The sequence below is a fragment of the Neosynechococcus sphagnicola sy1 genome, from assembly GCF_000775285.1.
Taxonomy (GTDB): Bacteria; Cyanobacteriota; Cyanobacteriia; order Neosynechococcales; family Neosynechococcaceae; genus Neosynechococcus; species Neosynechococcus sphagnicola.
This window is the reverse complement of record NZ_JJML01000017.1, coordinates 95,974-120,678: the sequence shown is the minus strand read 5'-3', so window position 1 is coordinate 120,678 and position 24,705 is coordinate 95,974. Positions and strand designations below refer to the sequence as shown.

Annotated in this window: 21 protein-coding genes and 2 pseudogenes; 12 read left to right on the top strand and 11 right to left on the bottom strand. The window is 54.6% G+C overall.

Going from position 1 to position 24,705, the window contains the following annotated elements:
• Nucleotides 1–47: 47 nt before the first annotated feature.
• The gene (locus DO97_RS20890; RefSeq protein WP_052128545.1) at nucleotides 48–422 is read right to left on the bottom strand and encodes a hypothetical protein; all 375 of its coding nucleotides are present in this window, start codon (nucleotides 420–422) and stop codon (nucleotides 48–50) included.
• Complete coding sequence (locus DO97_RS08835) at nucleotides 419–1,018, bottom strand: sigma-70 family RNA polymerase sigma factor (protein ID WP_081980684.1); 600 nt, start codon at nucleotides 1,016–1,018, stop codon at nucleotides 419–421. Before DO97_RS08835 ends, DO97_RS20890 begins: the two co-directional genes overlap by 4 nt.
• A 213-nt stretch (nucleotides 1,019–1,231) precedes the next feature.
• Here DO97_RS08835 and DO97_RS08830 point away from each other — a divergent pair, with 213 nt between their 5' ends.
• Together DO97_RS08830 and DO97_RS08825 are read left to right on the top strand one after the other, a co-directional pair.
• Nucleotides 1,232–2,281 (top strand): tetratricopeptide repeat protein, encoded by a 1,050-nt coding sequence (locus tag DO97_RS08830; protein WP_052128544.1) that lies wholly within the window; start codon nucleotides 1,232–1,234, stop codon nucleotides 2,279–2,281.
• 231 nt (nucleotides 2,282–2,512) lie between these two features.
• Nucleotides 2,513–3,313 carry a TPM domain-containing protein gene (locus tag DO97_RS08825; protein ID WP_036532562.1) on the top strand — a complete coding sequence of 267 codons (801 nt, stop codon included), beginning with the start codon at nucleotides 2,513–2,515 and terminating at the stop codon, nucleotides 3,311–3,313.
• Between the two features lie 8 nt (nucleotides 3,314–3,321).
• Here the strand turns inward: DO97_RS08825 and DO97_RS20885 are convergent, their stop codons facing one another.
• Nucleotides 3,322–3,699, bottom strand: a complete 378-nt coding sequence (locus DO97_RS20885) for a septal ring lytic transglycosylase RlpA family protein (RefSeq protein ID WP_239651585.1) — start codon at nucleotides 3,697–3,699, stop codon at nucleotides 3,322–3,324.
• A gap of 159 nt (nucleotides 3,700–3,858) precedes the next feature.
• Here DO97_RS20885 and DO97_RS08815 point away from each other — a divergent pair.
• Nucleotides 3,859–4,810, top strand: a pseudogene (locus tag DO97_RS08815) (aldo/keto reductase).
• Here DO97_RS08815 and DO97_RS08810 read toward each other — a convergent pair.
• The gene (locus DO97_RS08810; protein ID WP_204368546.1) at nucleotides 4,807–5,244 is read right to left on the bottom strand and encodes a hypothetical protein; all 438 of its coding nucleotides are present in this window, start codon (nucleotides 5,242–5,244) and stop codon (nucleotides 4,807–4,809) included. The pseudogene DO97_RS08815 and the gene DO97_RS08810 sit on opposite strands and share 4 nt — an antisense overlap.
• 502 nt (nucleotides 5,245–5,746) lie before the next feature.
• Between DO97_RS08810 and DO97_RS08805 the strand changes: the two genes are divergently transcribed.
• The 4 genes from DO97_RS08805 to mnmE all read left to right on the top strand — a co-directional run bounded on the left by DO97_RS08805 (nucleotide 5,747) and on the right by mnmE (nucleotide 12,235).
• Nucleotides 5,747–6,610, top strand: a complete 864-nt coding sequence (locus DO97_RS08805; RefSeq protein ID WP_052128542.1) for an RnfABCDGE type electron transport complex subunit D — start codon at nucleotides 5,747–5,749, stop codon at nucleotides 6,608–6,610.
• Entirely contained in the window at nucleotides 6,607–7,962 is a 1,356-nt protein-coding gene (locus DO97_RS08800) for a DUF2330 domain-containing protein (RefSeq protein WP_036532561.1), read from the top strand. The genes DO97_RS08805 and DO97_RS08800 overlap by 4 nt, the downstream gene beginning before the upstream one ends.
• Nucleotides 7,963–8,069: 107 nt before the next feature.
• Nucleotides 8,070–10,796: an ATP-dependent chaperone ClpB gene (gene clpB, locus DO97_RS08795; protein ID WP_081980683.1), complete on the top strand. Its 2,727-nt coding sequence runs from the start codon at nucleotides 8,070–8,072 to the stop codon at nucleotides 10,794–10,796.
• A gap of 35 nt (nucleotides 10,797–10,831) precedes the next feature.
• A complete protein-coding gene (gene mnmE, locus DO97_RS08790) occupies nucleotides 10,832–12,235 on the top strand; it encodes a tRNA uridine-5-carboxymethylaminomethyl(34) synthesis GTPase MnmE (RefSeq protein ID WP_239651584.1) in 1,404 nt (467 codons plus the stop codon).
• Here mnmE and DO97_RS08785 read toward each other — a convergent pair.
• The 4 genes and pseudogenes from DO97_RS08785 to petP form a co-directional block, all read right to left on the bottom strand.
• Nucleotides 12,210–13,043: an inositol monophosphatase family protein gene (locus tag DO97_RS08785; protein WP_036532731.1), complete on the bottom strand. Its 834-nt coding sequence runs from the start codon at nucleotides 13,041–13,043 to the stop codon at nucleotides 12,210–12,212. The two genes, mnmE and DO97_RS08785, sit on opposite strands and share 26 nt — an antisense overlap.
• Before the next feature lie 14 nt (nucleotides 13,044–13,057).
• Nucleotides 13,058–13,976: pseudogene (chlG, locus tag DO97_RS30975) on the bottom strand (chlorophyll synthase ChlG).
• A 133-nt stretch (nucleotides 13,977–14,109) separates the two neighbouring features.
• Nucleotides 14,110–15,222: a Get3/ArsA fold putative tail anchor-mediating ATPase NosAFP gene (locus DO97_RS08775; RefSeq protein ID WP_036532557.1), complete on the bottom strand. Its 1,113-nt coding sequence runs from the start codon at nucleotides 15,220–15,222 to the stop codon at nucleotides 14,110–14,112.
• A 169-nt stretch (nucleotides 15,223–15,391) separates the two neighbouring features.
• On the bottom strand, nucleotides 15,392–15,583 hold the full coding sequence (gene petP / locus DO97_RS08770) for a cytochrome b6f subunit PetP (protein ID WP_036532555.1): 192 nt from the start codon (nucleotides 15,581–15,583) through the stop codon (nucleotides 15,392–15,394).
• A 220-nt stretch (nucleotides 15,584–15,803) separates the two neighbouring features.
• Between petP and DO97_RS08765 the strand changes: the two genes are divergently transcribed.
• The 5 genes from DO97_RS08765 to DO97_RS08745 all read left to right on the top strand — a co-directional run bounded on the left by DO97_RS08765 (nucleotide 15,804) and on the right by DO97_RS08745 (nucleotide 22,151).
• Nucleotides 15,804–16,574 (top strand): class I SAM-dependent methyltransferase, encoded by a 771-nt coding sequence (locus tag DO97_RS08765; protein WP_036532553.1) that lies wholly within the window; start codon nucleotides 15,804–15,806, stop codon nucleotides 16,572–16,574.
• A gap of 195 nt (nucleotides 16,575–16,769) precedes the next feature.
• The gene (locus tag DO97_RS08760) at nucleotides 16,770–17,639 is read left to right on the top strand and encodes a glycosyltransferase (protein ID WP_036532550.1); all 870 of its coding nucleotides are present in this window, start codon (nucleotides 16,770–16,772) and stop codon (nucleotides 17,637–17,639) included.
• Entirely contained in the window at nucleotides 17,632–20,076 is a 2,445-nt protein-coding gene (locus tag DO97_RS08755; protein ID WP_036532549.1) for a DUF2339 domain-containing protein, read from the top strand. Before DO97_RS08760 ends, DO97_RS08755 begins: the two co-directional genes overlap by 8 nt.
• Nucleotides 20,073–21,209: a glycosyltransferase gene (locus tag DO97_RS25015; protein ID WP_204368545.1), complete on the top strand. Its 1,137-nt coding sequence runs from the start codon at nucleotides 20,073–20,075 to the stop codon at nucleotides 21,207–21,209. The genes DO97_RS08755 and DO97_RS25015 overlap by 4 nt, the downstream gene beginning before the upstream one ends.
• A gap of 3 nt (nucleotides 21,210–21,212) precedes the next feature.
• The gene (locus DO97_RS08745) at nucleotides 21,213–22,151 is read left to right on the top strand and encodes a class I SAM-dependent methyltransferase (protein WP_036532547.1); all 939 of its coding nucleotides are present in this window, start codon (nucleotides 21,213–21,215) and stop codon (nucleotides 22,149–22,151) included.
• Here the strand turns inward: DO97_RS08745 and DO97_RS08740 are convergent.
• The 3 genes from DO97_RS08740 to DO97_RS08730 all read right to left on the bottom strand — a co-directional run bounded on the left by DO97_RS08740 (nucleotide 22,139) and on the right by DO97_RS08730 (nucleotide 24,385).
• Complete coding sequence (locus DO97_RS08740; protein WP_036532545.1) at nucleotides 22,139–22,438, bottom strand: hypothetical protein; 300 nt, start codon at nucleotides 22,436–22,438, stop codon at nucleotides 22,139–22,141. The genes DO97_RS08745 and DO97_RS08740 overlap by 13 nt on opposite strands.
• A 419-nt stretch (nucleotides 22,439–22,857) precedes the next feature.
• Nucleotides 22,858–23,679, bottom strand: a complete 822-nt coding sequence (gene proC, locus DO97_RS08735; RefSeq protein WP_036532544.1) for a pyrroline-5-carboxylate reductase — start codon at nucleotides 23,677–23,679, stop codon at nucleotides 22,858–22,860.
• Nucleotides 23,680–23,800: 121 nt separating this feature from the next.
• Nucleotides 23,801–24,385 carry a cell division protein SepF gene (locus DO97_RS08730; RefSeq protein WP_036532541.1) on the bottom strand — a complete coding sequence of 195 codons (585 nt, stop codon included), beginning with the start codon at nucleotides 24,383–24,385 and terminating at the stop codon, nucleotides 23,801–23,803.
• Nucleotides 24,386–24,705: the final 320 nt, after the last annotated feature.

Sequence of the window (24,705 nt, the reverse complement as noted above, 5' to 3'; positions counted from 1 at the left end):
AAGTATCTGTAATTGCTCATAGCTACAACCGCAACGGGTGGTTCCGACTAGAAATCACTGCCACCGTAGACAACACCATCCCAGCTGGTTTCTAGAAAAGCTTCTAGCCTCACGACCTCCGTGGTACTAGCGGGGGTGGGTCTTAACCAGCGATCGCCTGCCCAGGCAATCAGCAGGCTCGCAGCCATTAAGGGGGAAACAACCCAAACAGAATACCATCGCCACCGCTGCTGGGGCGTAGGGGAGGCCGTTATAATCCGCTGTATCAGATCTGCTTCTAGATGGGAGGCAGCAACAGGAGGAGCAGGAGCATGTTGTCGCAGAAATCTCTCTAGTTGGCTATCCTCTGGGGGCGAGTTTTCCCAGAAGCAACCAGGGGTGGGGACTTCAGAGTCATCCTCCGATGTCGGGAATTGGTTCATAAGTGAACTCCTTGTTGCTGCAAAAACTGGCGAATGGCTGCACGGGCGTGGAAGAGGCGGGATTTAACCGTACCGATGGGGATACGGAGGATGGTGGCCACCTCCTTCTGAGGCATTTCTTGGAGATCGTGGAGGATCAGCACGGTGCGATGTTCAAAGCTGAGATGATCGAGTCCGCGTTGCACCAGATCTTGGTAGTGGAGATGGAGCAAGGTGGGGTCGCTGTGGTGGGTCGGTGTATGATGGGCTACCTGCTGGAGATGCAGCCGCCCTTTGGCCAAGGCTTTGCGCTGATCAGAGGCGACATTCCAGGCAATGCGATACAACCAGGTCGAGAATTTGGCGGTTTGCTGGAGGTGGGGGAGACCCTTCCAGGCTTTGAAAAACACGTCCTGCACCAAGTCATCCAGGCAGGCAGCACCGCATAGTTGGTAGAGGATAGAGCGTACCCGCTGTTGATGGCGGCGATAGAGCTGCCGAAAACTATGGCGATCTCCCTGCAAGCAATGCTGGATCAGGGAACTATCGAGATCCAAGGCCGCATCTTGGCGATCGGATTGAACATTGGCAAACACATCCGGCGATGTAGCCATCATGGGCGGTTCCTCTCCCGGCGATGAATCCTTCATATCTTTAAAGACGGTAGAGCTACGACCGGGGTTCACTGGTGGATGGATCTCTGGGCAAGATGTCATCAATCAACAGCGGCTACCCGCCATTAGATTTGCTACAGCTAGCAAGCCCAATCTGTACAATCAAAGCAGTGACCTCAGTCACCCTTAAGGATCGGGCAATCTCCCACGATTAACATGCTTATCAGATGGATCGATCACACCCTCGCCCGATCCGGGCAGCGCATCCTCCTTGCCAGTTGCCTGAATATTTTGCTGATCTTCCCTGGGATGGCACTGACCCTGACTACCAATCCCAGGAGGGTGACAGATGGAACCCTTCCCCTGCCAACCCTACTCGCTGAGGGTCATGTGCAGCGTTTGATTGATCAGGGAGTGGAAAAACTTAAACAAGGCAATAGCCAAGGGGCGATCGCCGACTTCACCGAGGCCATTCAACAGGATGCCCGCAATGCCAGTGCCTATTACAACCGTGGCCTTGCCCGTTATGAATTAGGTGATCTCCGGGGAGCAATGGAAGACTTCACCCAAGCAATTCAGATCAATCCCAAAGATACCAAGGCTTATACCAGTCGGGGAAAGGCACGTTACGATGCTGGAGATCCCCAAGGGGCGATCGCTGACTTAAATCAAATTATTGAATTGCGTCCTAAAGATGCCCTGGCATACACCAATCGAGCCTTGGTCAAAGCTGAACTGGGTGAGAATCAAGCAGCCCTGGCAGATTTTAATCGCGCCGTGGAAGTTGATCCAACCTTTGCCGATGCTTACTACAATCGGGGCGCAGTGCGGATGAAGCTGGGTGACCGGGCAGGGGCGATCGCCGATTTGAGTGAAACTCTGAAGCTCAATCCTAAATTTGTCCAGGCCTACATTAACCGGGGTTTAATTCGCTCCCAACTCAGCAACTATCAGGGAGCAATGGAGGATTTCTCTGAGGCGATTCAACTCAGCCCTAAAGACCCCCTTGCTTACCACCATCGAGGATTGGTGCGCTATGACATCGACGATAAAAAGGCGGCAATGGCCGACTTCGACCAGGCGATTGACTTGAATCCTGACTATGCCGATGCCTACCTAGCACGGGGAACAGTGCGTGCAGACTTAAAAGACAAGTCGGGTGCCCTGACGGATCTGCAAAAAGCAGCGGCTCTCTACCAACAACAGGGGCAGACTGAAGATTATCAGGCAGCCCAAGCCGCCATCCAAAAACTACAACAGGAGTGAGGATCGGCCCGACAAATTCTTGACTCGTCAAAAAAAGCCCCCTTCAACCGCTTTAACCATCTCCTCAGAGTCGACAACGGATGAGTAGGTTGACGGTTGGGGCCAAGAATCCGTAGGATTGATCCTAAAGACAGAAATGTAAAGAAAAGTGACGTTTATGAGGCTGGTGTGTTCGTCCCGACATCTGCCTCAGGAATGTCTGGTTCGTTAAAATTCTTACTCGTACCTCCAATGCAGCAGTTTCGTCAAAGTGCTTGGGTCATTCTAGTTACGTTGGTGCTTGTTCTTGCCACTTCCCTGGCGGCCTCCCCTGGGTGGGCATTGAATAACCCAAACCTCCTACCAGCAGAACCCACCCCGGTTGTTGATTTAGCCAAGTCCCTAACCAGTATTCAAGAGTCGGCCCTGGTTGAGGATTTAGCTACCTTTGAAGCTGAAACTGGCTGGAAGTTACGGGTGCTCACCCAATTTGATCGCACCCCTGGGATTGCTGTGAAGGAGTTCTGGGGCTTGGATCATAAGAGTGTACTTCTGGTCGCTGATGCCCGAGGGGGCAATATTCTCAACTTTAGTGTTGGAGATGCCGTCTATCCACTCCTACCTCGCACCTTCTGGATTGAACTCCAGACCCGCTTCGGTAATCAATTTTTTGTCCGCGAACATGGGGAAGACCAGGCGATTTTAGCGGCGATCTCGTCCCTGGAATCCTGTCTGCGGCAAGGGGGATGCCGGGTTGTCCCCGGATTACCCCGCGAACAGTGGATTCTCACCCTGATCACCTCAGTGATCGGGGGACTGGTGTTGGGCTTTGCCGCTCAGCCTCGCCAGGAAGGACAGTTCTTTGCTTGGCAGTGGGCCCTGATTTTTGCCCCCCTGTGGGGGATGTTATTTGTTGTCTTCGGCATTGGCCCAGTGGTGTCCCGAACTACCGAGTGGTTGCCCCTGTTTCGTAACACCGCTGGATTTGCCATCGGGGCGTTGGTTGCCTACCTGACGCCTTTTCTCGGTCGGTCTTCCACCTCCGATCCCTAGGACTAGGATTACCGACCGAGAACATCAAGTCTGACCTGAGCAATCCCAGCTCGAACCATATCCAGGGCATAGGCAGCACCCGCCGACAGATCGATGACGCGGCCTCCATGACCCAGTCGATCGTTGATGGTGACAATCACAGAACGACCATTATCGAGATTGGTAACCCGCACCTGAGTTCCAAAGGGCAAGCTGCGATGGGCGGCGGTTAAAGCTTTGGCATTAAAGGGTTCTCCGCTGGCGGTGTACCCACCTCCAAAGCCACTACCATACCAGGAGGCAAGTCCCTGTAACGGTTCTGCTTGTCCAAGTTGGGGCATGCCGAGGGTGGCAGTAACTAGCATCATTCCCCCCAGGATCTGGTACCAGGAACATGGGTTTAACATCTCACAACATCCTAAAATTGCGCAATGGTTAACCAGAGCCTGATCCACAGCATCTTGGCTCTGGTTTTGATTCCCCGTCATTATAAGGATTCAGGGTGGTGCTGCAAACCCCAAAACCGCAACATTAGACTAAAAAGGTAAACTGATCGCAGAACAACAGTGCAAATCATCACGCTGGGAACAACCGGGATTCAGGTTCCAGCCCTCGGTATCGGTACGTGGGCTTGGGGGGATACTCTGTTCTGGGGGTACGGGAAAGATTTCGGCGCTGCGGATGTGAAAGCAGCTTTTGAGGCAGCAGTGGCCTCCGGGGTGAAGTTTTTTTGACACAGCAGAAATCTATGGCTTTGGTGAGTCAGAATCGCTGCTGGGGCAGTTCATGCAGCAAACGGACTTGCCTGTTTTGATTGCAACGAAGTATTTTCCACTCCCCTGGCGCTTCACGGCCACAGCAGTGACTGAGGCCCTTACTGCCAGTCTGCGCCGCCTCCAAGTCAACCAAGTAATGCTCTATCAGGTTCACTGGCCCTTTGATTGGTTGCTGGGTCAAACCACCTTGCTCAATACCCTCGCCGCCGCAGTCAAGGAGGGAACGATTGCTGCCGTGGGGGTAAGTAATTACTCAGCGGTACAGATGCAGCAAGCCCATGAGCTTCTGGCTGCTCAAGGGATTCCCCTCGCCGCCAACCAAGTGTGCTACTCCCTGTTAACGCGACAAATTGAGCACAATGGGATTTTGCAAATGGCACGGGATCTGGATGTGACTATTTTGGCCTACAGTCCCCTAGCTCAGGGATTGCTGAGTGGCAAATATACGGGCGATCGCACCCATTTACAAGGAGCTAGACGCATTGACCCCCGGTTCAGTGGCAGCGGCATCGCCAAAATCTCGCCGCTGTTGACCCTGATGCAGGAACTCGCTGCTAAGTATACAAAGACCCCCGCTCAGGTGGCGCTCAATTGGTTGATTGCCCAAGGTAACGTCCTCCCCATCCCAGGGGCTAAGAATGCCAAACAAGCCAGGGAAAACGCTGGCGCTTTAGGATGGTGCCTTAACCCAGACGAGATTGCCCAATTAGATCAGGTCAGTGACTCCCTCAGCAATTTTTAGTCGAGAAAACCCATCATTGAGGACTCGACATCACTGTCATTGGAGGCAATGGGACGATTGCCGATTAAGGTATGAGCCTCAGAGATATGCAAGGTACTGGTGCCAATGGGGCGAATCCCAGAGTCATTCATGGTGCCCCAGATTTCAAAATTATCGGCAGTAATGGGACGATGACCAGCGGCATCTAGGCTACCGACGATCCGCAGGGTACTGGCAGAAATTGGCCGCAGGCCGGCATCATTGATGGTGGCAAAAATTTGCAGTTGGCTGGAGGTGATGGGGCGATTGCCAGCGATCTGCATCGTGCCAGCGACCTGAAGGGCGCTGGAGGCAATGGGGCGAGTTCCGGAAATATTTAAGGTATTCAGTACTTTCAGTCCCCCGGAGGAGGGCTGGTCTGGAGGGGTTGACTGAGCTTCGGGTAGTGCAATCATGGGCTGTCCATTCTCCGTTTCCATTATCTCACCTTCATGAACTTCAAGCTTATTGACTGTATTCTCAGCATTCACCTTGCGGCTCCGAGGGGTTCTGCGACTGTTGCCTTTCGGGGTGCTTGCTGCGTCCGTTGAATCCATACCCATAACTAGCAATCTGGTGGCTATTTATAGCGATTAAAGTCTTTTACGTATAAAGGAACTTAGCTAACTAAGATTATGACAACAAAACTCGGCTTTTATTAAAAAATTATAAAACTCGCAATATTCCCCCCGGCCTGATCAGGGTGAACGGACAGCTTGCTGCAGGAGGCTGCTAAATCTCCCACCTCAACCACATCCAGCTTTAGGCGTGTCTGGTTGGATGGTTTGATGACGGAGAGAGGGTGCCGGTGCTGGCATCAGGGAGCCGTGGCAGCAAAATCTGGTTGCGAAAAATGAAACTTCGCAACGTTAGGCAGCGGTCCACGTCATCTTAGAGAGATGTTGTCCTCAGGTTGCTATGTGGTTTCGGGATGCTCGTGATTACCAGATCCTGTTCCTGTCTCTGTTTCTCACCTTGGGAATCGCCACACGAGATTGGACGTTACGCCCGGAATGGATTCTGCTGTTGCTCCTCACCTGTCTAGGGGCACAAGGATTGGGTCATTGGTTCCAGTCTCAAAGATCGGGAGAGCCAACGGCTCCGGCTTACAAAAGTGCAGTGATTACCGCCTTGGGCCTGAGTTTGCTGCTACGGGCAGATCAGGGTTTGACCCTGGTATTGGCAGGAACCCTGGCGATCGCCAGTAAGTTCTTACTGCAAGTGGCAAGCAAGCATTGGTTTAATCCCGCCAATTTTGGCATCGTCGCCGCTTTGGTGCTCACCCAAGATGCCTGGGTGTCGCCGGGTCAGTGGGGGGAAGAAGGCTGGTATGGGCTGGTGTTTCTCGGCTTGGGCGGCCTGTTGCTGAAGCGAATTGGTCGCTGGGAAACCACGGTGATGTTTTTGAGCAGCTACGCCCTCCTGGAAGGACTGCGGAATTTCTGGCTGGGCTGGAGTTGGGATGTCGTCTCCCATCGACTGATGAGCGGTTCCCTGCTATTGTTTGCCCTGTTTATGCTCACCGATCCCCGATCCATCCCCAATGCTCGGGGGAGTCGGCTGCTGTGGGCGGGGTGTATTGCGGTCTTCACCTTTGTGCTGCGGAATCAGTTTTACCTGGCAACCGCTCCCTTTTGGGCACTCTTTGTGCTAGCGCCCCTGACCCCGTTGCTAGACGCTCTCTGGTCAGCCCCACGCTTTTCCTGGTTCCCCACCGAGCCGCTGGTTGATCTCAGCCCTGCGGCCTCCGATAGTTCATTGATTGAGAGGAGTTTACTATGAGACCATTGCGGGTTCTGCTCACCCTATTGATTGCAGTTGTTGCGGTTTGCTGGGTGGCTCCCAATGCCTGGGGATTTTGTGGTTTCTATGTCGCCAAGGCAGATACCACGCTCTACAACAAAGCCTCCCAAGTGGCGATCGCCCGGGATGGTAACCGTACGATTCTAACGATGGCCAATGATTTCCAAGGAGATACCAAGGACTTTGCCATTGTGGTGCCTGTTCCCACGGTGCTGCAACAGGAACAGGTGCGGATTGGGGATCCCCAAATTTTGGGACGTTTAGATGCCTTCAGCGCCCCCCGATTGGTGGAGTACTTTGACGCTAACCCCTGCGCCCAGGCCTATCGCCTAGAAGGGGGGGTACCTGCGCCCGCATCCGTTGCCAATGAAAGCAGGGGCAGCCTGAAAGATAGTGCCCTTGGTGTCAGCATCGAAGCAAAATTTTCTGTCGGAGAGTACGACATCTTAATTCTCAGCGCCCGTGAATCCGATGGACTGGCCACCTGGTTGCAACGCAATGGGTACAAAATTCCCCGTGGTGCGGGGCCACTGCTCCAGCCCTATGTACGGCAAAACATGAAGTTTTTTGTAGCCAAGGTAAATCTCGCGGAATTCCAGAAAGCCGGGTTTAAGTTCCTCCGCCCCCTGCAAATTGCCTATGAATCGCCCAAATTCATGCTGCCCATTCGCTTGGGGATGATCAACGCGTCCGGAGATCAGGACATCATTGTCTATATTCTGTCTCCCAAGGGGCAGGCAGAAGTCACCAACTACCGTACCGTCAAGATCCCTTCGGATGCGGAAATTCCGTTGTTTGTGAAACAAGACTTCGGCAACTTCTACAAATCCCTGTTTCAAACCGCCTATAACGACGAAGATCGCAAAGTCGCCTTTCTGGAATATGCCTGGGATATGAGCAACTGCGATCCCTGCTCCGCCGAACCCCTTAACCCCGAGGAACTTCGCAAGGCCGGCGTCTTCTGGCTGCCGTCGGCAGGGAACAATCCCACCTTTGCTCCTGGCAGGCCAATATTGCCGATGCCGGACAAGGGAGTCTTCATTACTCGGTTACATGTTCGCTATAGTCGCGCCAAATTCCCGGAGGATTTGATGTTCCATGAAACAGCCAACCGGGAGTCCTTCCAAGGGCGCTATGTGTTGCGTCATCCCTATAGTGGTGAGGTGAACTGTGAAGCTGGGCGGCAGTATCAGCGATCGCTCCCTCGGCGGTTTGAACAACAGGCCCAGACCCTGGCAAAATTAACGGGGTGGAATATCCAGGACATTCGTCGTAAGACCAATCTACCCCCTCAACCAACCAACCCCTTTCTGGCGGTCAGTCTGGCCTGAATAGGGGAGACAGTGCGGCTGAAATCAGTCCGTGAGCCCCTCCCGGAATTTGCTAGAGTGAGAATCACTGAGGATTTCAGCCGTAGCCAACCACTGATTACCGGAGCATGCAGCCGACCGACCCCTCCAAATTTACCGACAAAGCCTGGGAAGCAATTGTGAAATCCCAGGAAGTGGCTCGTCGCTTCAAGCATCAACACTTGGAAGTCGAACACGTGATCATTGCCCTCCTGGAACAGGAGGGGTTGAGCAGTCTGATCTTGACGAGGGCTGGCATTGACAGCAATGGGTTGATGCAGCAGTTGGCGGCCCATGCCCAGCGCCAGCCCAAGGCTGCTACAGCGGAACAGCTCTATCTAGGGCGTTATTTAGATACCCTGCTCGACCGAGCCGAGACCGCCCGCCAAACCTGGCAAGACGAGTACATTGCCATTGAACATCTGTTAATGGGTTTTGCCGAAGATGATCGGGTGGGGCGGCGATCGCTGCGAAGTTTGGGGGTGGATGCCCAGAAACTGGAGGAAGCTGTCAAAGCCGTGCGGGGCAGCCAGCGAGTCACCGATCAAAGTCCAGAATCCCGATATGCGGCCTTAGAGAAGTACGGGCGGGATCTCACGGAACAGGCCCGAGCCGGGAAGCTCGATCCGGTGATTGGGCGGGATGAAGAGATTCGGCAGGTGATCCAGGTGTTGTCTCGCCGCACCAAGAACAACCCGGTGCTGATCGGGGAACCGGGGGTCGGCAAAACGGCGATCGCCGAAGGTTTGGCACAGCGGATTGTCAATGGCGATGTGCCTGAGTCGCTGCAAAACCGGGCGCTGATTTCCCTCGACATGGGCAGCCTGATTGCTGGTGCCAAGTTTCGCGGTGAGTTCGAGGAACGGTTGCGGGCGGTGCTGCGGGAAGTCACCCAGTCCGATGGCAAGATGATTTTGTTTATTGATGAATTGCACACGGTGGTGGGTACGGGTGCCACCCAGGGGGCGATGGATGCCGGAAATCTGCTGAAGCCGATGCTGGCGCGGGGCGAACTCCGTTGTATTGGTGCCACTACCCTGGATGAGCATCGCAAGTACATTGAAAAGGATGCAGCGTTGGAACGGCGTTTCCAGCCTGTGTTGGTGGATCAGCCCTCCGTTGAAAACACGATCTCGATTTTGCGCGGTCTCAAGGAGCGCTACGAAGTCCACCATGGGGTCAAAATTACAGATTCTGCTCTGGTGGCTGCCGCCACCCTATCGGCTCGCTACATTGCCGATCGCTTCTTGCCGGATAAGGCCATTGATCTGGTGGATGAAGCTGCCGCCCGCCTGAAGATGGAAATTACCTCCAAGCCAGCGGAATTAGAAGCCATCGATCGCCGCTTAATGCAACTGGAAATGGAGAAACTCTCCCTCAAGAGCGAAGATCAGATGGGCAGCCTGACGGCGATTCGTACCTCCAAGGAACGCCTGGAGCGGATTGAGCAGGAGATCAGCGAGTTAAGTGCCAAACAGGAACAGTTCAGCTCCCAATGGCAGAATGAAAAGCAAGCCCTGGAAGCCATCAAAGCCCTGAAAGAAGAAGAAGACCAGTTACGGGTGAAGATTGAGCAGGCCGAACGGGACTACGATCTCAATACCGCCGCTCAATTAAAATATGGGCGCTTAGAGGCGGTGCAGCGCGATCGCGAAGCCAAGGAAGCCAACCTCTTAGATATTCAAGCCAGGGGCACAGCGCTGTTGCGGGAACAGGTGACTGAAACCGATATTGCCGAGATGGTCGCCCGCTGGACGGGGATTCCGGTACAGCGATTGCTGGCAACGGAGCGGCAAAAGTTGTTGAGTCTGGAGTCCTTTTTGCATGAACGGGTGGTGGGTCAGCAGGAGGCGGTTTCCGCCGTCGCGGCTGCAATTCGCCGGGCGCGGGCGGGGATGAAAGATCCTGGACGCCCCATTGGTTCCTTTCTGTTGATGGGGCCAACTGGGGTGGGGAAAACAGAACTGGCACGGGCCTTGGCTCAATGCCTCTTTGATTCCGAAGAAGCCCTGGTGCGGGTGGATATGTCGGAATACATGGAAAAACATGCTGTGTCTCGGTTGGTGGGGGCACCGCCGGGGTACGTGGGCTACGAAGAGGGTGGACAACTCTCCGAGGCAGTGCGTCGTCATCCCTATTCCGTGGTGCTGCTGGATGAGGTAGAAAAAGCCCATCCCGATGTGTTTAATATTCTGCTGCAAGTGCTGGACGATGGGCGGATTACGGATTCCCAGGGACGGTTGATTGACTTCCGTAATACCGTCATCGTCATGACCAGCAACATCGGTGGAGAGTTGATTCTGGACGTTGCTGGGGACGACTCCCAGTATGAACAAATGCGCAAGCGGGTGGTCAATGCCCTCCGAGGTCATTTCCGCCCCGAATTTCTGAATCGGGTGGATGATATTATCCTCTTCCATCCCCTATCGCGGCAGGAACTGCGGCAAATTGTGGGCTTGCAAATCCGTCGCCTCCAGGCTTTACTGGCGGATCAGAAAATGAAGTTGGAGCTGTCGGCGACCGCCGTCGATCACATTGTGGAAGTGGGGTATGACCCGGTCTATGGTGCCCGTCCTCTAAAACGCGCCATCCAGCGGGAGTTAGAGAATACCATTGCCACCAAGCTGTTAGAAAATACCTTCCTGGAAGGAGACACCATCTGGGTTGATTATCTTGACGGTAAACTCAGTTTCAGTCCAACGCCCTTAGCGGTGAATGTTCCGGCCATCGTCCCAGATCTATCTCCGACCATCGCCCCCCTACCGGAACCGCCCAAAGCCCTGGAAACCGTCGGCCCCATGGGAGACAATAGCTAACCCTCCATGGCCGCCCCATTCCAGTTGGACTTATCATGGCTCTCCATGAGACAGATATGAGCGATCCGCGTCCGACCATCGCCGCCATCGCCACTGCAATTGTTCCCCAGCAGGGAAGTGTGGGCATTGTGCGTCTCTCCGGTGATGACGCTTTAGCGATCGCCCGCACCCTTTTCCAGGCACCGGGACACCAGGTATGGGAGAGTCACCGCATCCTCTATGGCGCTATTCGCCATCCTGATTCGGGACAGGTGATCGATGAAGCCCTGTTGTTAATCATGCTGGCTCCCCGATCCTTCACCCGCGAAGATGTGGTGGAACTGCACTGCCACGGTGGCATTGCAGTGGTACAGCAGGTGCTACAACTCTGTTTGGCTCAGGGGGCAAGGCTGGCGGAACCCGGAGAATTCACCCTGCGGGCATTTCTCAATGGCCGCCTGGATCTGACCCAGGCAGAAAGTATTGCCGATCTCGTGGGGGCGCGATCGCCCCAAGCTGCCCAAACTGCCCTGGCTGGTCTCCAGGGGAAACTCGCGGCTCCCATCCGCCAGCTGCGGGGGACCTGTTTAGAGATCCTGGCGGAAATTGAAGCCCGGATTGATTTTGAAGAAGATTTACCCCCCTTGGATGAAGCCAAGATTCAAGCCCAACTGGCAGCGGCCTTAGAGACGGTGCAGCAACTCCTGGCTACCGCCGACCGAGGTGAATTACTCCGCACAGGCTTGAAGGTAGCCATTGTCGGTCGCCCCAATGTCGGGAAATCTAGTCTGTTGAATGCTTGGAGTCGCAGCGATCGCGCCATTGTTACCTCCCTACCGGGCACCACCCGCGATGTGGTGGAATCCCAGTTGATTGTGGGAGGGATTCCGGTGCAAGTCCTGGATACCGCCGGGATTCGCGACACCCAGGATCAGGTAGAGCAGATCGGCGTGGCGCGATCGCGCCACGCTGCCCAGCAAGCGGATTTGGTGCTCTTGACCATTGATGCCCAGTCGGGGTGGACCGCAGCGGACGAACTCATTTACCAACAGGTGCAGGAGCGCCCGGTGATCTTAGTGGTCAATAAGATTGATTTAGTGGCTGCTGATTGCTTGAAGACCCTCCCTGATCTTGGAGCGATTCTCCAGATAGTAACCACTGCTGCCGCCCATGATCAGGGCATTGAGGGGTTAGAAGCGGCGATCCTCGCCACCGTTCAGCACCACAATCTGCACGCTGCCAACCTGGACTTTGCCATCAATCAACGGCAGGGAGCCACCCTGATCCGTGCCCAAATGGCACTCCAGCAGGTGCAGGAGACCTTAGCGGCTCAACTCCCCCTAGACTTTTGGAGCATTGACCTGAGAACGGCGATTCAAGAATTAGGAACCATCACCGGCGAAGCGGTCACAGAGTCGGTGTTGGATCAAATCTTTAGCCGCTTTTGTATTGGTAAGTAGGTTTAGCCACTGACTGGACGAGGGGGCAAAAGATCGGCACCAGTTCACCACGGCTGACAACCAAGGTCGGCAGGGAGCGATCGCCGTAATCCAGATCCGGTTGCAGGGGGAACAACGGCTCGGATTGCAAGGGCACCCAGGTCGCGCCAGCGGCTTGGGCAATCGGCCAAGCGCCTGCTAAATCCCAGATTTTCGGGGTGGCTTCGACACCACCCAAGGTGGCACCAGCGGCCACCAGCAGAAAATTGTAGGACGCCACCCCCAACATGCGAATCTTACAGGGGAAAGGTTGTTGCAGCACCGAGATACTGCGGGCACAGAGGTTGAAAAAGTGATTTTTTGTCAGGGCATCAGTGCTGCTGTGGATAGGTTTCTGGTTTAGAAAGGCTCCGGTTGGCCCGGTTAACCCCGACTCCCCGGACCAAAATCCATGAAACGATTGTTGCAGAGGGGGGAAATGCACATAGCCAAAGACTGGTGTTCCCCGGTATAGCAACCCCAGGGAAATTCCCCAAAGAGGAATGCCGCGGGCAAAGTTGGTGGTGCCATCTAAGGGGTCAATCACCCAGCACCATTCGGTGGTTGGAAAAATGTGTTCCACTTCTTCACTCAGCACCCCATGGTCAGGAAACCGCTGAGAGATCGCCGATCTCAGGGTCAAATCCGCCCACTGATCCGATTGGGTTACCAGGCTGCCATCCTGTTTCTCGATGGCTTGAGCCTGACCAAAATCAGTTAACAACTGGATACCGACGGCGGTGGTGATCCCACGGGCAAAGTCCAGAACTGCCGACCAAAAATCAGTCATGGTGGCTGGGGACACTATACACCCGCGTGACCCAGGGCCAGAGCTGTTACCAGCATTCCCAGCACCAGAAAGGGTTGGGCACTGGCTTGATATTTAACATCGTTGTTCAGAGGGTCCCGGAGAAAGTACATATCCTGGAAGGTAATTTGGGGAATCACCAACAGCAACAGGATCGTGGCATACAAATTCTGCTCAATACCGATCAGATAGGCCGCCACCCCTGCCTGGAAGACATCAATCATCAAGACACAAATCCAGGCGGCGGTAGTAATCCCAAACATCACCGGCAGGGATTGCAACCCCAGTTGGCGATCGCCCTCCACACTTTTGAAATCATTCACCACCGCAATCCCCAGACCCGCCAGACTGTAGAACAGGGTGAGCACCACAATCGTGGGACTGAGATCGCCAAATAAGGCATGACCCGCCCACCACGGCAGCGCGATATAGCTAGCACCAAGGGCGTAATTCCCCAACCAACCATTTTTCTTGAGCTTCACGGGGGGGAGCTGAGTAAATATAAGAGATCAAAGAGCCGCCCAGGGCCAACACCGTAATGGTGGGAAAGGCATGACCCGCCCACAGATCCAGGCCATAGGCAACGCCCAATCCCGCCAGCAACAACACCCAAATCTGAGTCACCACCTGGGGAATCGAAATCACCCCAGAGGGAATGGGACGGTAGGGTTCGTTGATGGCATCGATCTCGCGGTCATAGAAGTCATTGAGGGTTTGGGTATAGCCGGTCAATAATGGCCCCGATAGCAACATACAGGCACTGGAAATCAGCACATTCTCCAGGGTCCAGGTGTAATTACCCGAAGACGCAGCCCCGCAAACCACTCCCCAGATCAGAGGAATCCAGGTGATCGGCTTCATCAGTTGTAGGCGAATCTTCCAGATGGAGGTACCCTGAGGTGCTGCCCCCTTCATCCCTAGGAGCTGACGGGTTTGGGCGCTGCGACTGGGAGCGGTGCTAGAGGCATCCTCCAAGGTAGGTTCGGCAGGGGTCTGGGGAGGAGTCGGATCAGCCATAGGGTTAGCGTTGCACTTTGCAAGGTTGCAGCTAGAGGGAAATGGTCAGGTAATCGTCGTGGAACTTCGCACCTGTGGCCGAGCGGCCACTGAGTTCGGGGGGCAAGTAGAGATTGCGGCGCTGATCCCCAGCTTCAATGGTAATCTCGGGGCCACTCTGGATCAGCTTGACTTGTTTTTTGTCAAATCCCGGTAGGAACAGGGAGACCGTTTGAGCTGCCACATCTATCGTGATCGGCCGGGGTACCTGAATCGCTTCTCGGAAATTGGGTAAGGCGGCTTGCAGGGGTTCCCAGTTGTCCACCATGCGGTAGGGAATAGATCGCACTGGCAAGGGACTGAACTCTGGCAAGATCAGCATCTCAGAAATCTCAGTAACACTGACATCCAGGTAGTTGAGCAAGACACCCCCCACGGTTAGCCCCACTTGCTGTGCAGCTCCCCAAAGGTATTTGGCCTGGGCGATCGCCAAGGGATCTGGGGTAGTTAATAAGTAGGCCGCAATCCGATTTGGATCGGCGATTGCCTGTCGTCCCTTTTCCAGGATATTCTGGGCCTGGTTGGTGGGTTGGGCAATACTATCCCCCGAGACTCCCACCTGGAGCACGCTGCTAAGAAAGGGTTGCACAAACGGAGCCAGAATCGAGCCGATACCGGAGTTGTCAAACACCTCCCGAAAGCGCCGCAGATACCAGCTGAGAATTTCCGGCATTCCCATCATCCGCAGGGTTGTCTGGTCACCCAAGCCATCGTAGACAATCACATCATAGTTGCCCTTAGCGTCGTACTCCCGAATGGCATTCAAGGCCAGAGCACTGTCCATACCAGGTAAGACTCCAAGTTCCTGGCCGTACACCGACTTCAGGAAGGGGGATCGGAGATACTGAGCTTCGTGCTCTTTGAGGGTTTCCCAGTTCCGTTCCAGCAAGACTGAGGTTTGGAGTTGCACCACCTGTAAGTTGGGAGCAATGGTCTTGGGATCAGCTTCTAGGGGGGTTTCCAGCAACAATCCTAAACCCGGCCCCGAGGATTGACCGGCGAGGAGCACCCGTTGCCCCTGACTGGCAAATTCTTTGGCGGCAGCGATCGCCAGCGTTGTTTTGCCAGTGCCGCCCTTACCTAAAAATGTGAGAATGAACGCCATCTGTCACCCCAACTATAAATACACCGCTGTTCCCAGCGGCAGGCTTGATTGCTCGATCGATCTCAAGGATCTATGTCGATGGCAAGGGGCGAGGTTTTCGACCCGTGAAGGCTAAACCGATTGCTTTAACTGAGCGATCGCAGCAATAATGCCCACGATCTGCGGTGGTTTAGGCCGATTCTAGTTCATCCTCAAAGAACCAGGTGGCAAATCGATCTTCAAACTCTACCAGTAAGCCAACGCCACTGCCATCCACCATTTTAAAGTCACGAATGGTACCAATCTTGCCCAACTTCGCAATCACCGGATCAGATACTTTTTCCCGGAGTCGCCGCACCCGAACCTTCTCACCGATTTGCATGGTAACTTTCCAGACGATGTAAACCACTCCACAGTTTACAATAACCCTGTCTCAACCTTGAAGGCATCAAGGGAACTCCCATGCAATTCCAATGACTAAGCCAATGATCCTTGCGGGGTGAGGCGCTTAACGGCGGAAATTGCGGGGATAATCACGATCAAGGTTGCAGAGGGGTTAATGTGAAGCCAAGCTGGGTAACCCACGGAGTCGCTTGGTGGTAATGACTGAAGCAATCCGCCATCTCGCCTATGATTTATCTATGCGCAAAGATTACCTAGCCACCTCAGAGCAGCAAGCTACAGTTGATGAAAGTGTCTTCGTCGCTGATTTCTGGTCTCAACAGTGGCAGGGAGTTGCCCATCTGCCCCAGGCTGCAGCGATCGCCCAGGCCGAAGAGTACCAAATCATGGAGCCTTTCCTGGGGCAGCTTTTACCTGGCAGTCGCATTCTTGATGGAGGCTGTGGGTTGGGAGCCTGGACAGTTTTTCTCACTAACCAGGGCTTTCAGGTCACCGGGCTGGATATCAGTGCCCCCACGATCACCCGATTACAGAGCCTCCTACCCGACTATCAGTTTGCCTGTCGCGATATTCGCCAGACTGATTTTGTTGCCGCCACCTTTGATGCCTATTTTTCCTGGGGTACCTTTGAGCATTTTGAAAATGGCTTGGGGGATTGTATGCGGGAAGCCTATCGCCTGCTCAAACCTGGCGGTTTTTTATTTGTCAGCGTACCGTTTCAAAATTGGCGACATATTTGGCGGGATGCCCGATCTCAGCCAGCAAGTCCCCAGCCTTCTCAAACCCTGCGGTTTTATCAGTGGCGATTGACCGTACCCGAATTAGCCCAAGAGCTGGCGATCGCGGGATTTCACGTCCTCCAGATCCAGCCGATTCATCGAGATCAGGGTTGGAGTCGTACCCTGCACCATGATTTTGGCCTCGTGCCTGGGAGTTGGGGGGGCGTTTGGGGATGCGCCTGCAGCGGTTGATCCCAGCCCGATGGGTCAGCCACATGCTGATGGCCTGTGCTCAGAAGCCCTGCGGATAGAGATTATGGGGGTTTTGGGGCAACTGTATCGATCCGGGAAACTGGGGGTGGATCGGGCGATCGCTCAGTTCACCCGCGCTGACTTAGCCCTGTTCCACGAATTCAGCCCGCCACCTACGGGGGAGGGCATCAGTTTATGCGGGCTTTGTGCCATGCCTTGGAGCAGCAGGGGGTGCGGGTTGAATATAACCGGATTTCGGCAACCACTCCAGCCTGTCTCTTGAATTCCTTTAATTTTGATGTTGAACGGCTTCGTGCCTTTCAACGCCAAGGCTGTCGCCTTGTCCATCGGGTGGATGGCCCCATTGGCACCTATCGTGGGTTTGACGATGGCAGCGATCGGCGGATTTGGCAGGTCAATCAAGAACTGGCTGCCGCCACGATTTTTCAGTCCCATTACAGCCTCCAGCAGCATCAAGAACTGGGGTATGCGATGCGATCGCCAGTGGTGATCCCCAATGCCGCCAATCCTCAAATCTTCCATGCCCAGGGACGGCAACCCTTTGATCGCGATCGCAAGATTCGCCTGATCTCTAGTAGCTGGTCAAGCAATCCTAACAAGGGAGCTGCCACCTACCGATGGCTAGAAGAGCATCTCGATTGGCAACGGTTTGAGTACACCTTTGTGGGGCGATCGCCGCTGCCGTTTCAGCGCCTTCGCAAGGTTCCCCCCCTGCCCTCTGAGGAACTGGCTCAACTGCTCCGGCAACACGACATTTACATCACCGCCAGTCAGCATGACCCTTGCTCCAATGGCCTGATTGAAGCCCTTACCTGTGGGTTACCAGCCCTCTACCTCCAGAGTGGCGGTCATCCTGAAATTGTCGGTGCCGCAGGTTTAGGGTTTCACCAACCCGCCGCCATTCCCGACCTCCTGGAACAACTGGTGGGGGAATATGAGCAGCGACAAGCCCAGATTGCGCTGCCCAGCCTGACCACGGTGAGCAGACGTTATTTGGCCGTATTGGGACTGGAGATCCCGGTGCAAGGAGAAAGTCATGACTGAACCGACCGTCAACCGCGATCGCGGCCAGTGGCTGCATGGCCTGGGAAACGGGTTGGTTCACAGGGAATCCCGTTCCCAGACTCGACCCGCAAGGGTTTGGCAAGGGCTAGAAAATGCCGTGATCCTGGCCTTAACCCTGCTACCGATCTGGCACATTTTCAACATCATGATCTCCACCGGGGCTAACAATCTCTCCAGCGATACCCTGGTGCTATTTGTTCCCTTGGTGACCCAGGTATTGGAGGGTAGCTACGACTGGAGCCATTACTTTCGGGATACCTTTCTCCGCAGCCATTCCATTGCCATTCCCACCTTGATTCGGATTCTGGCGGCGGCCTGCTCCCACTGGAATACCTATGTTGAACTCTATATTGGGATGGGGATCTCACTGCTGAATGTCTGGTTGCTCCATAATCTGCTCACCCATCTCTCCCCCTATCGCCGCCGCAAATGGCTCTGGCCGCTGGTATCGGCGCTGGTGTTTTCCACCTCCCAAATTGTGGTTTTCACTTACGGGGATACCAGTCTCGCTGTCCTTCTAGGGCTGTTCGCTGTCCTGCTGGGGAGTTGGGGGTTGAGTCGCTTCCCCGGTCAATGGCAGGGGATCGGGATCATGGCAACTGGGGGCATCATGGCTTCCTGGTGTTGGGGGGCAGGGCTGGCTGCTTGGCCGGCATTTTTGCTCGGGATGGGGTTGCTTAAATTTCGGCGGCTCTGGCACTATCTGGCCTATGGATTGGCTGCTGGGATTGGTCTCTGGCCCTATGTACTTTATTACGGGGTGTATGTGCTGTTGGGGCAAACCCAACGGGTGGAGGCTCCTAAAGGGTTGGATGGTTCCCTCATTTTACGGGCACTGGGCTACCCCTTTGCCATTGGTAGCGAGTACGAGCGATCGCAAACCGTGGGTCTGGTAGGTCTTGCCCTCGCAGTCACCGGGCTGGGGTTGCTGGGGTGGCAGCGGAGACGGTGGCAGCAGGCAGCACCAGCCCTGATGCTGATCGTCTATGGGTTGGTGGTGGTATTGCAAATTACGGTGGCGCGGGGAAATCTAGCTCCCTGGTATGTGACCCCATTTATGAGCTTCTGGATGGGGTTGCTGGGTCTTGCCTATGTGCTGGGAGGGCATCGGGCCGATAGTTTGACCTCACCGATGGGGCAGTGGGTAACGGCAGGGACTGCAAGGCTCTGGAGTCTCACCTTCCTGGCAAGCCTGACATTTTTATATGTAACCTCCAATCTCACCTCCGGGGATAAGATGCACTATATTTACTCACGCAGTCCGGTTTCGGCGGCTTGTTTACGCCACTATCAGACGGCTCCCACCTACTGTGAACAGTATGTCTTTATCTGGGGTGTGGGCCTAGTGGATATGCTGAACCAGCGGGCGGCAATCCTGGATCGCCACCAACTTTCGGTGTTTGCCCCTCAACAGCACTGGACGTTACAGGGAGATTTTGTCCTAGATAGCGTCCAGGTTGCAGAGGCAACCCCAGAGGTCGTGTGGTCTCCGGATTGGGGTCAGACTACCCTGCCGTTTTCCGACTACCGCCACTTAAATCTAGTCCTACCCACCCCCAGTGCCATTACCTGGACGATCTCACTCCCAGAAAATTTAGAAGCAGCTAAGTTTCAAACTGCGATCGCTCTGGGGACAGCCCCAATGGCCTCACCCCAACCCCTCACGGCAACGATTGAGTTAGAGGGCTCCAACCCCTCCCAGTCTTTCCACATCAGCCAGCGGTTGAGGGCAGAGCCTGCCCACTGGTATCCGGTGCAGTTTTCCTTAAAGCAGTATCGGGGACAAACCATTACCCTGCGACTTAGTTCCCAGGGAGACAGGGGTACGCCCGTAGTCTATCGACACCCCTCCATTGACCTCACGATCGGCCCATCGGACGCCTGGGGACTGGACGCAGCAACGGAGATCCAACCCACCAATACGGAGCGATCGCCGCAGCTCCCCCAACCCAGCAACCAGGATTTCCCTTGGGATATTCATAACGCGGCGCTCTGGAAGGTCTCTGGGATGACGGTAGTCCCAGGAACGGGCATTCCCTCCTGGCAGGTCACGGCAGACACTCCTAGCCTCACGTTCCAGCCCCCCCTGAATATCTGTTTGGCAAATTACAGCCATTTCTTAGTGCAGTTAGCTGCTGACTCCAATTTTTCTCCCCGAGCGTTACAACTTTATTACCAGTTGAACGGAGAATCCAACTTCAGTGACAGCCATGCGCTCCAAATTCCCCTCTTGTCCGATTCCCAGATGCATACCTATACCTACGACTTAAAATTACTGGAATTGCATCCCTCCGATCGCCTTACCGGATTCCGCCTTCACCCCATCGCCAGAGCAACTGCCACGGGGAACAATCGGGTTGCCATTGCCGATCTCCGCCTGATCAAAACAGCACCAGCGGGGGGGTGTGGCCCATGAAGTGGCAGGCCGCCCTCTCGCCCCTGTGCATGGGTACCCGGCGGGTGGGTCGTGGGTGCAAACAATGGGGTGCCCATCAGATTACGGATCGCTGGACACCTTATTCCCGGTTGTTGCTGGTGAGTGACTCGCCCCAGTGGGTGCTGTCCTGGGAACTGCGGGAACTGGCAGGAATTGCCCGTTTGCTAGGGGCGCAAGTGGTACAACATCCGTGGCTCTTATCCGCACCCCACCAGGCAATTTTCTATGGCAGTCAGTTTGTGCTTGCCAATGCTGATTGGCGGCAACTTCCCCAGCGGGTCGGGTTGGCCTATTTCCATGGACTTCCCGGTACGGGGGTGCCCGAGTTTGATCAATGTTATCAGCAACTCTGCCAGTTTCACCCTGAGATTGCTCGCATTCAAGTCTCCCACCGAGCCATGCAGGAGGTGGTTTTGAGTTCGGGCATTGCCCCAGAAAAAGTGTTTCGGATTCCCATCGGCATTAACCTCGACTACTTTCCGGTACAAACTTCGGAATCGCGGCGGCGGATGCGAGCCAAATATGGCCTTCCTGAGACTGCGGTGGTGGTAGGCTCCTTTCAGAAAGATGGAGTAGGTTGGGGTGCTGGTTTAGAACCGAAGCGGATTAAGGGGCCAGATGTGTTTCTCCAAACCATCGAGCGGCTGAAATCTCGCATTCCCGATCTCTGGGTGCTCCTTTCTGGCCCAGCTCGGGGGTATGTGAAAGCTGGTTTAGAACGTCTGGGAGTTCCCTATCGCCATTGCCTACTCAATTACTATCCAGATATTGGGCAGTTATTTCAGACCCTGGATCTCTACATCGTCGCCTCTCGCCAGGAAGGAGGGCCAAAAGCCGTGTTAGAGTCCATGGCCAGTGGGGTGCCTTTGGTCACCACCCAAGTGGGGCAGGCAATGGATTTGGTTCAGCATGGTGCCAATGGCTGGATGGTTGCCGTAGAGGATGTGGAAGCGTTGGCTCACTGGGCAGAAGTGGCGATCGCCCAGCGGTCTGCGTTACCATCCCTGCTTCATCAAGGGCGGCTCACCGCAGTTGCCAATTCCTACACCGCACAAGTTCCCCTGTGGCGCAATCTGTTAGAGGGGTTTGTGGCGATCCATCCCCCCCATTGAGCGATGCTGCGTCCTTCCACCTCGATTCATGGTTTGAATGCCGATCGTGGTTTGCGACTCTGGCAACAACCACTGTACTGGCTGCTGAACTGGGTGAATAATCGCAGGGCACTGGCCGATCTCGATCCACACCTGCAACTCCGAGATTTTCGACCTCGTCACTGGCAGATGGTTTGGCCAACCCTCCCCCTCACCAGTTCCCCCAGCCGCAAGTTATCAGATTTATTTTGGGTAACACTCCCCTGGGATGCCCTCCGCCAAGAACTGGGAGCGATCCATGTGGTTGATATTGGCTGTGGTTCCGGTGGCTATGGCGATCGCCTCTGGCACTGGAGCCAGCAACAGATCAGTAGCTACACAGGGCTTGATCCCTACCCCCACCCCCACTGGTCTATCCTGAAGCAGCAGTACCCCAGTTTCCAGTTCCATCAGGTTGCCGCCCAGTCAATTCTAGAGGTGATTCCCGATCAGGCCAACTTCTTAATCTCCCAGTCGGCCTTGGAGCATATTGAGGCAGATCTGACCTTGTTCCGCCAAATTCATGACTGGATTGCCCGCCGCCATCGCCCGATTTTACAAATTCACCTCTTACCCAGCCGCGCCTGTCTACAGCTCTACGGCTACCATGGGATTCGCCAGTACACGCCCCGAACTGTTTCCCAGATCTCCCAACTGTTTCAGCCCCCAAACGAGGCATTCTTGTTTAGTCTTGGGGGAATGGCCTGTAACCGAGTCCATCGGGAGTTTATTCCCCTGCCATACCCAGCGGGGGAGGGCGATCGCCGCCAGCAATTCCCTCAGGTTTATGACCAACAGCTCCGAGCAGCGATCGCTGCGGATATGCAGACACCCCAAGCATCACCGACATTCTATGCCCTCGTGATTCATAGCCACGGTCAACGCCGCCTGTTGGAGCGTCCTGACGGGGATCAGCGATCGTAGTATCGTACCCATTGGAGTAACAGGGTAATCACATAAATGATTGCAGCAGAGCCAAGAATGGCCGGGACAATCTGAACCCCTTGAAATTGCCAGGTCAGCACTGAGGAGGTAACGCCAAATTGTTGGTTGAGCATTCGAAATCCCCACTCCCCCAATAGCACCCCAACAAAACCAATCAGAACCAAACTGACCCAACGGCCTGGCAATTGCCGAGGAATTAAAATACTGGCAACACAGGAACAGGCAATTGCGATCGCGGACTGGACGGCCAAGTGTACAAGGCTCATATCCCCTCCTAGGGAAACGGGTTCAGGTCTGAATCACCCCAGATCCCCGCTGGTTTTCTGGAGCACTCTCAATCAGGAACGCCACCCATTCAGCCTGATTAGCTTCAATTTCTCTCATGAGGAACACCATTTTAGTCCTGCGCCGATCCGAAGTGTTGATAAGACATTCGGATGCTGATAGCAGCAGTGAACCCTATCCCTCCTAGAGGGTGCTGTGATCTCCCTGCCCCTGGACTGTGATTGTAATCACCCTGCAACGCTTTTCCTGCCCCTGCACCCACAGATATAGCTAGGGTGAAGCAGCGGAGAAAATTCTCAGAGGGTCAGACGCCGATTCTAGGAGGTTCACTGACCCACCCATGGCCAAAGCTTTGTGGGATGGCAATCGCACCCATGTTACAGGCGTTCTTCAGGGGAATTTACAGGGTTCCTAACTCTTGGGAACGCTCGTAGGCAGCTCGAACTGCTTGCATCAGGGCAGAGCGAAACCCAGCCTGTTCCAATTGTGCCACTCCAGCAATTGTGGTGCCCCCCGGACTGGTGACCTGATCCTTGAGTTGAGCCGGGTGCATCCCTGATTCTTGCAGCAGTTGCGTTGTCCCCAGCACGGTTTGTAAAGCTAGTTGTGCCGCGATCGCCCGGGGTAACCCCACTGCCACTCCACCATCGCTGAGGGCTTCGATCATCACAGCGACAAAGGCTGGCCCCGATCCCGACAATCCTGTGACAGCATCCATCAGTGCTTCTGGGACTTCCACAACTTCACCCACAGCTAGAAAGATCTGCCGTGCGAGGGTTCGATGCCCTGATTGGGTCCACTGACCTGGGGCGATCGCCGTCATGCCAGCCCCAATGGTTGCTGGGGTATTGGGCATAGCACGCACCACCGGATAGTTAGGGAAGGCTATTTCTAACCGCCGGAGAGGCACTCCGGCCAGGATAGAGAGCACGAGAGGGCAGGGCGCTGTTGGTAATGCAGCAAGATGAGTTGTGAGATCCTGCACCACGAGGTCAAGCATCTGGGGCTTAATTGCCAGCACCAATACTTCCACTGACTGGAGGGTCAACGCATTCGCATCCGTCACCTGAATCCCGTAACGACTCTGCAAGAAGTCCCGCCGCTGGAGTTGCGGCTCACTCACCAGGACTTCCTGAGGTTGGTAAAAACTTTGAGCTAGCAAGCGAGACAGAATGGCTTCAGCCATTACCCCGCCGCCAATCATGGCAAATCGAATGGACAAACTACGCTCCCACTGCCAATAGATGCCAATTCAACTCAGTAAGGAGGCTAGGGGAACATTGCCCACAAGCCTCCGTTGGCATCGCCATATCACCTGAGTAACGATGGATGGAGCAGAGAATCTAGGCCATCATTGCCGATGGCTCAGAAACCCAGGCGGGTGCAGGGGCTTGAGGCCGAGGTACCCGTACCTGGGCCGGGGCAGCCTCGTGAGCCACACCCGATTGAGTACTCACCTGTACACAGTTGGGAGTGAATAGAAAAATACTTTCACCAATGCGCTCTTGATGTCCATCAATGGCATAGGTGCCTCCCGCAACAAAATCTACCGCCCGCTGAGCTTGATCGGGATCCATCATGTTGAGGTTGAGAATGATGGATTTCCGTTCCCGCAAGGCTTGGATGGCCTGGGGCATTTCTTCGAAGGAACGGGGTTCCATAATCACGACCTCGGGAACTCCATTCGAGGCTCTAGGCATACCAATTACATTATTCATTGTCACTCCTAATCCCACTTCTGAATCCACAGCAACTCGGCTCCGTGCCATCCGACGACGGCTTTGACTCTCTTCCTCAGTTTGTGCAGTTTCTTGACGATAGGGGCTCTGAGGGTACTCTTCACCCGTGGTCTCATCATAGTCATAGTCATATTCTGCGGAGTCATTTAATCCAACGAAATCCCGCAGTTTGGTGAAAATATTGTTCACTGTCCACACTCCATTAGACTCAGGGTTAACTCTGGGAAGCTGTCACTCACGATGAAAAGCCGAACCAAGGAATAGAACTACACTTCTATTCCTCGGCAGAGATTGCTGTTACAAGTGCTACTTCACCCGACCCTAAAATGTATTTAGAGCTAGGATGAAGCCGACCTTGACACCTACTGATTTTCACTGAGATGACCAGATAGTATACAGCATTTGCCTTCAATACTTTACTAAAGGTTTGACCAAAAAATCGATGATCTTGAATACAACACTCAAAACCCTAGGATTTTTTGCAACTTTACCACATTAAAAAACTGGGG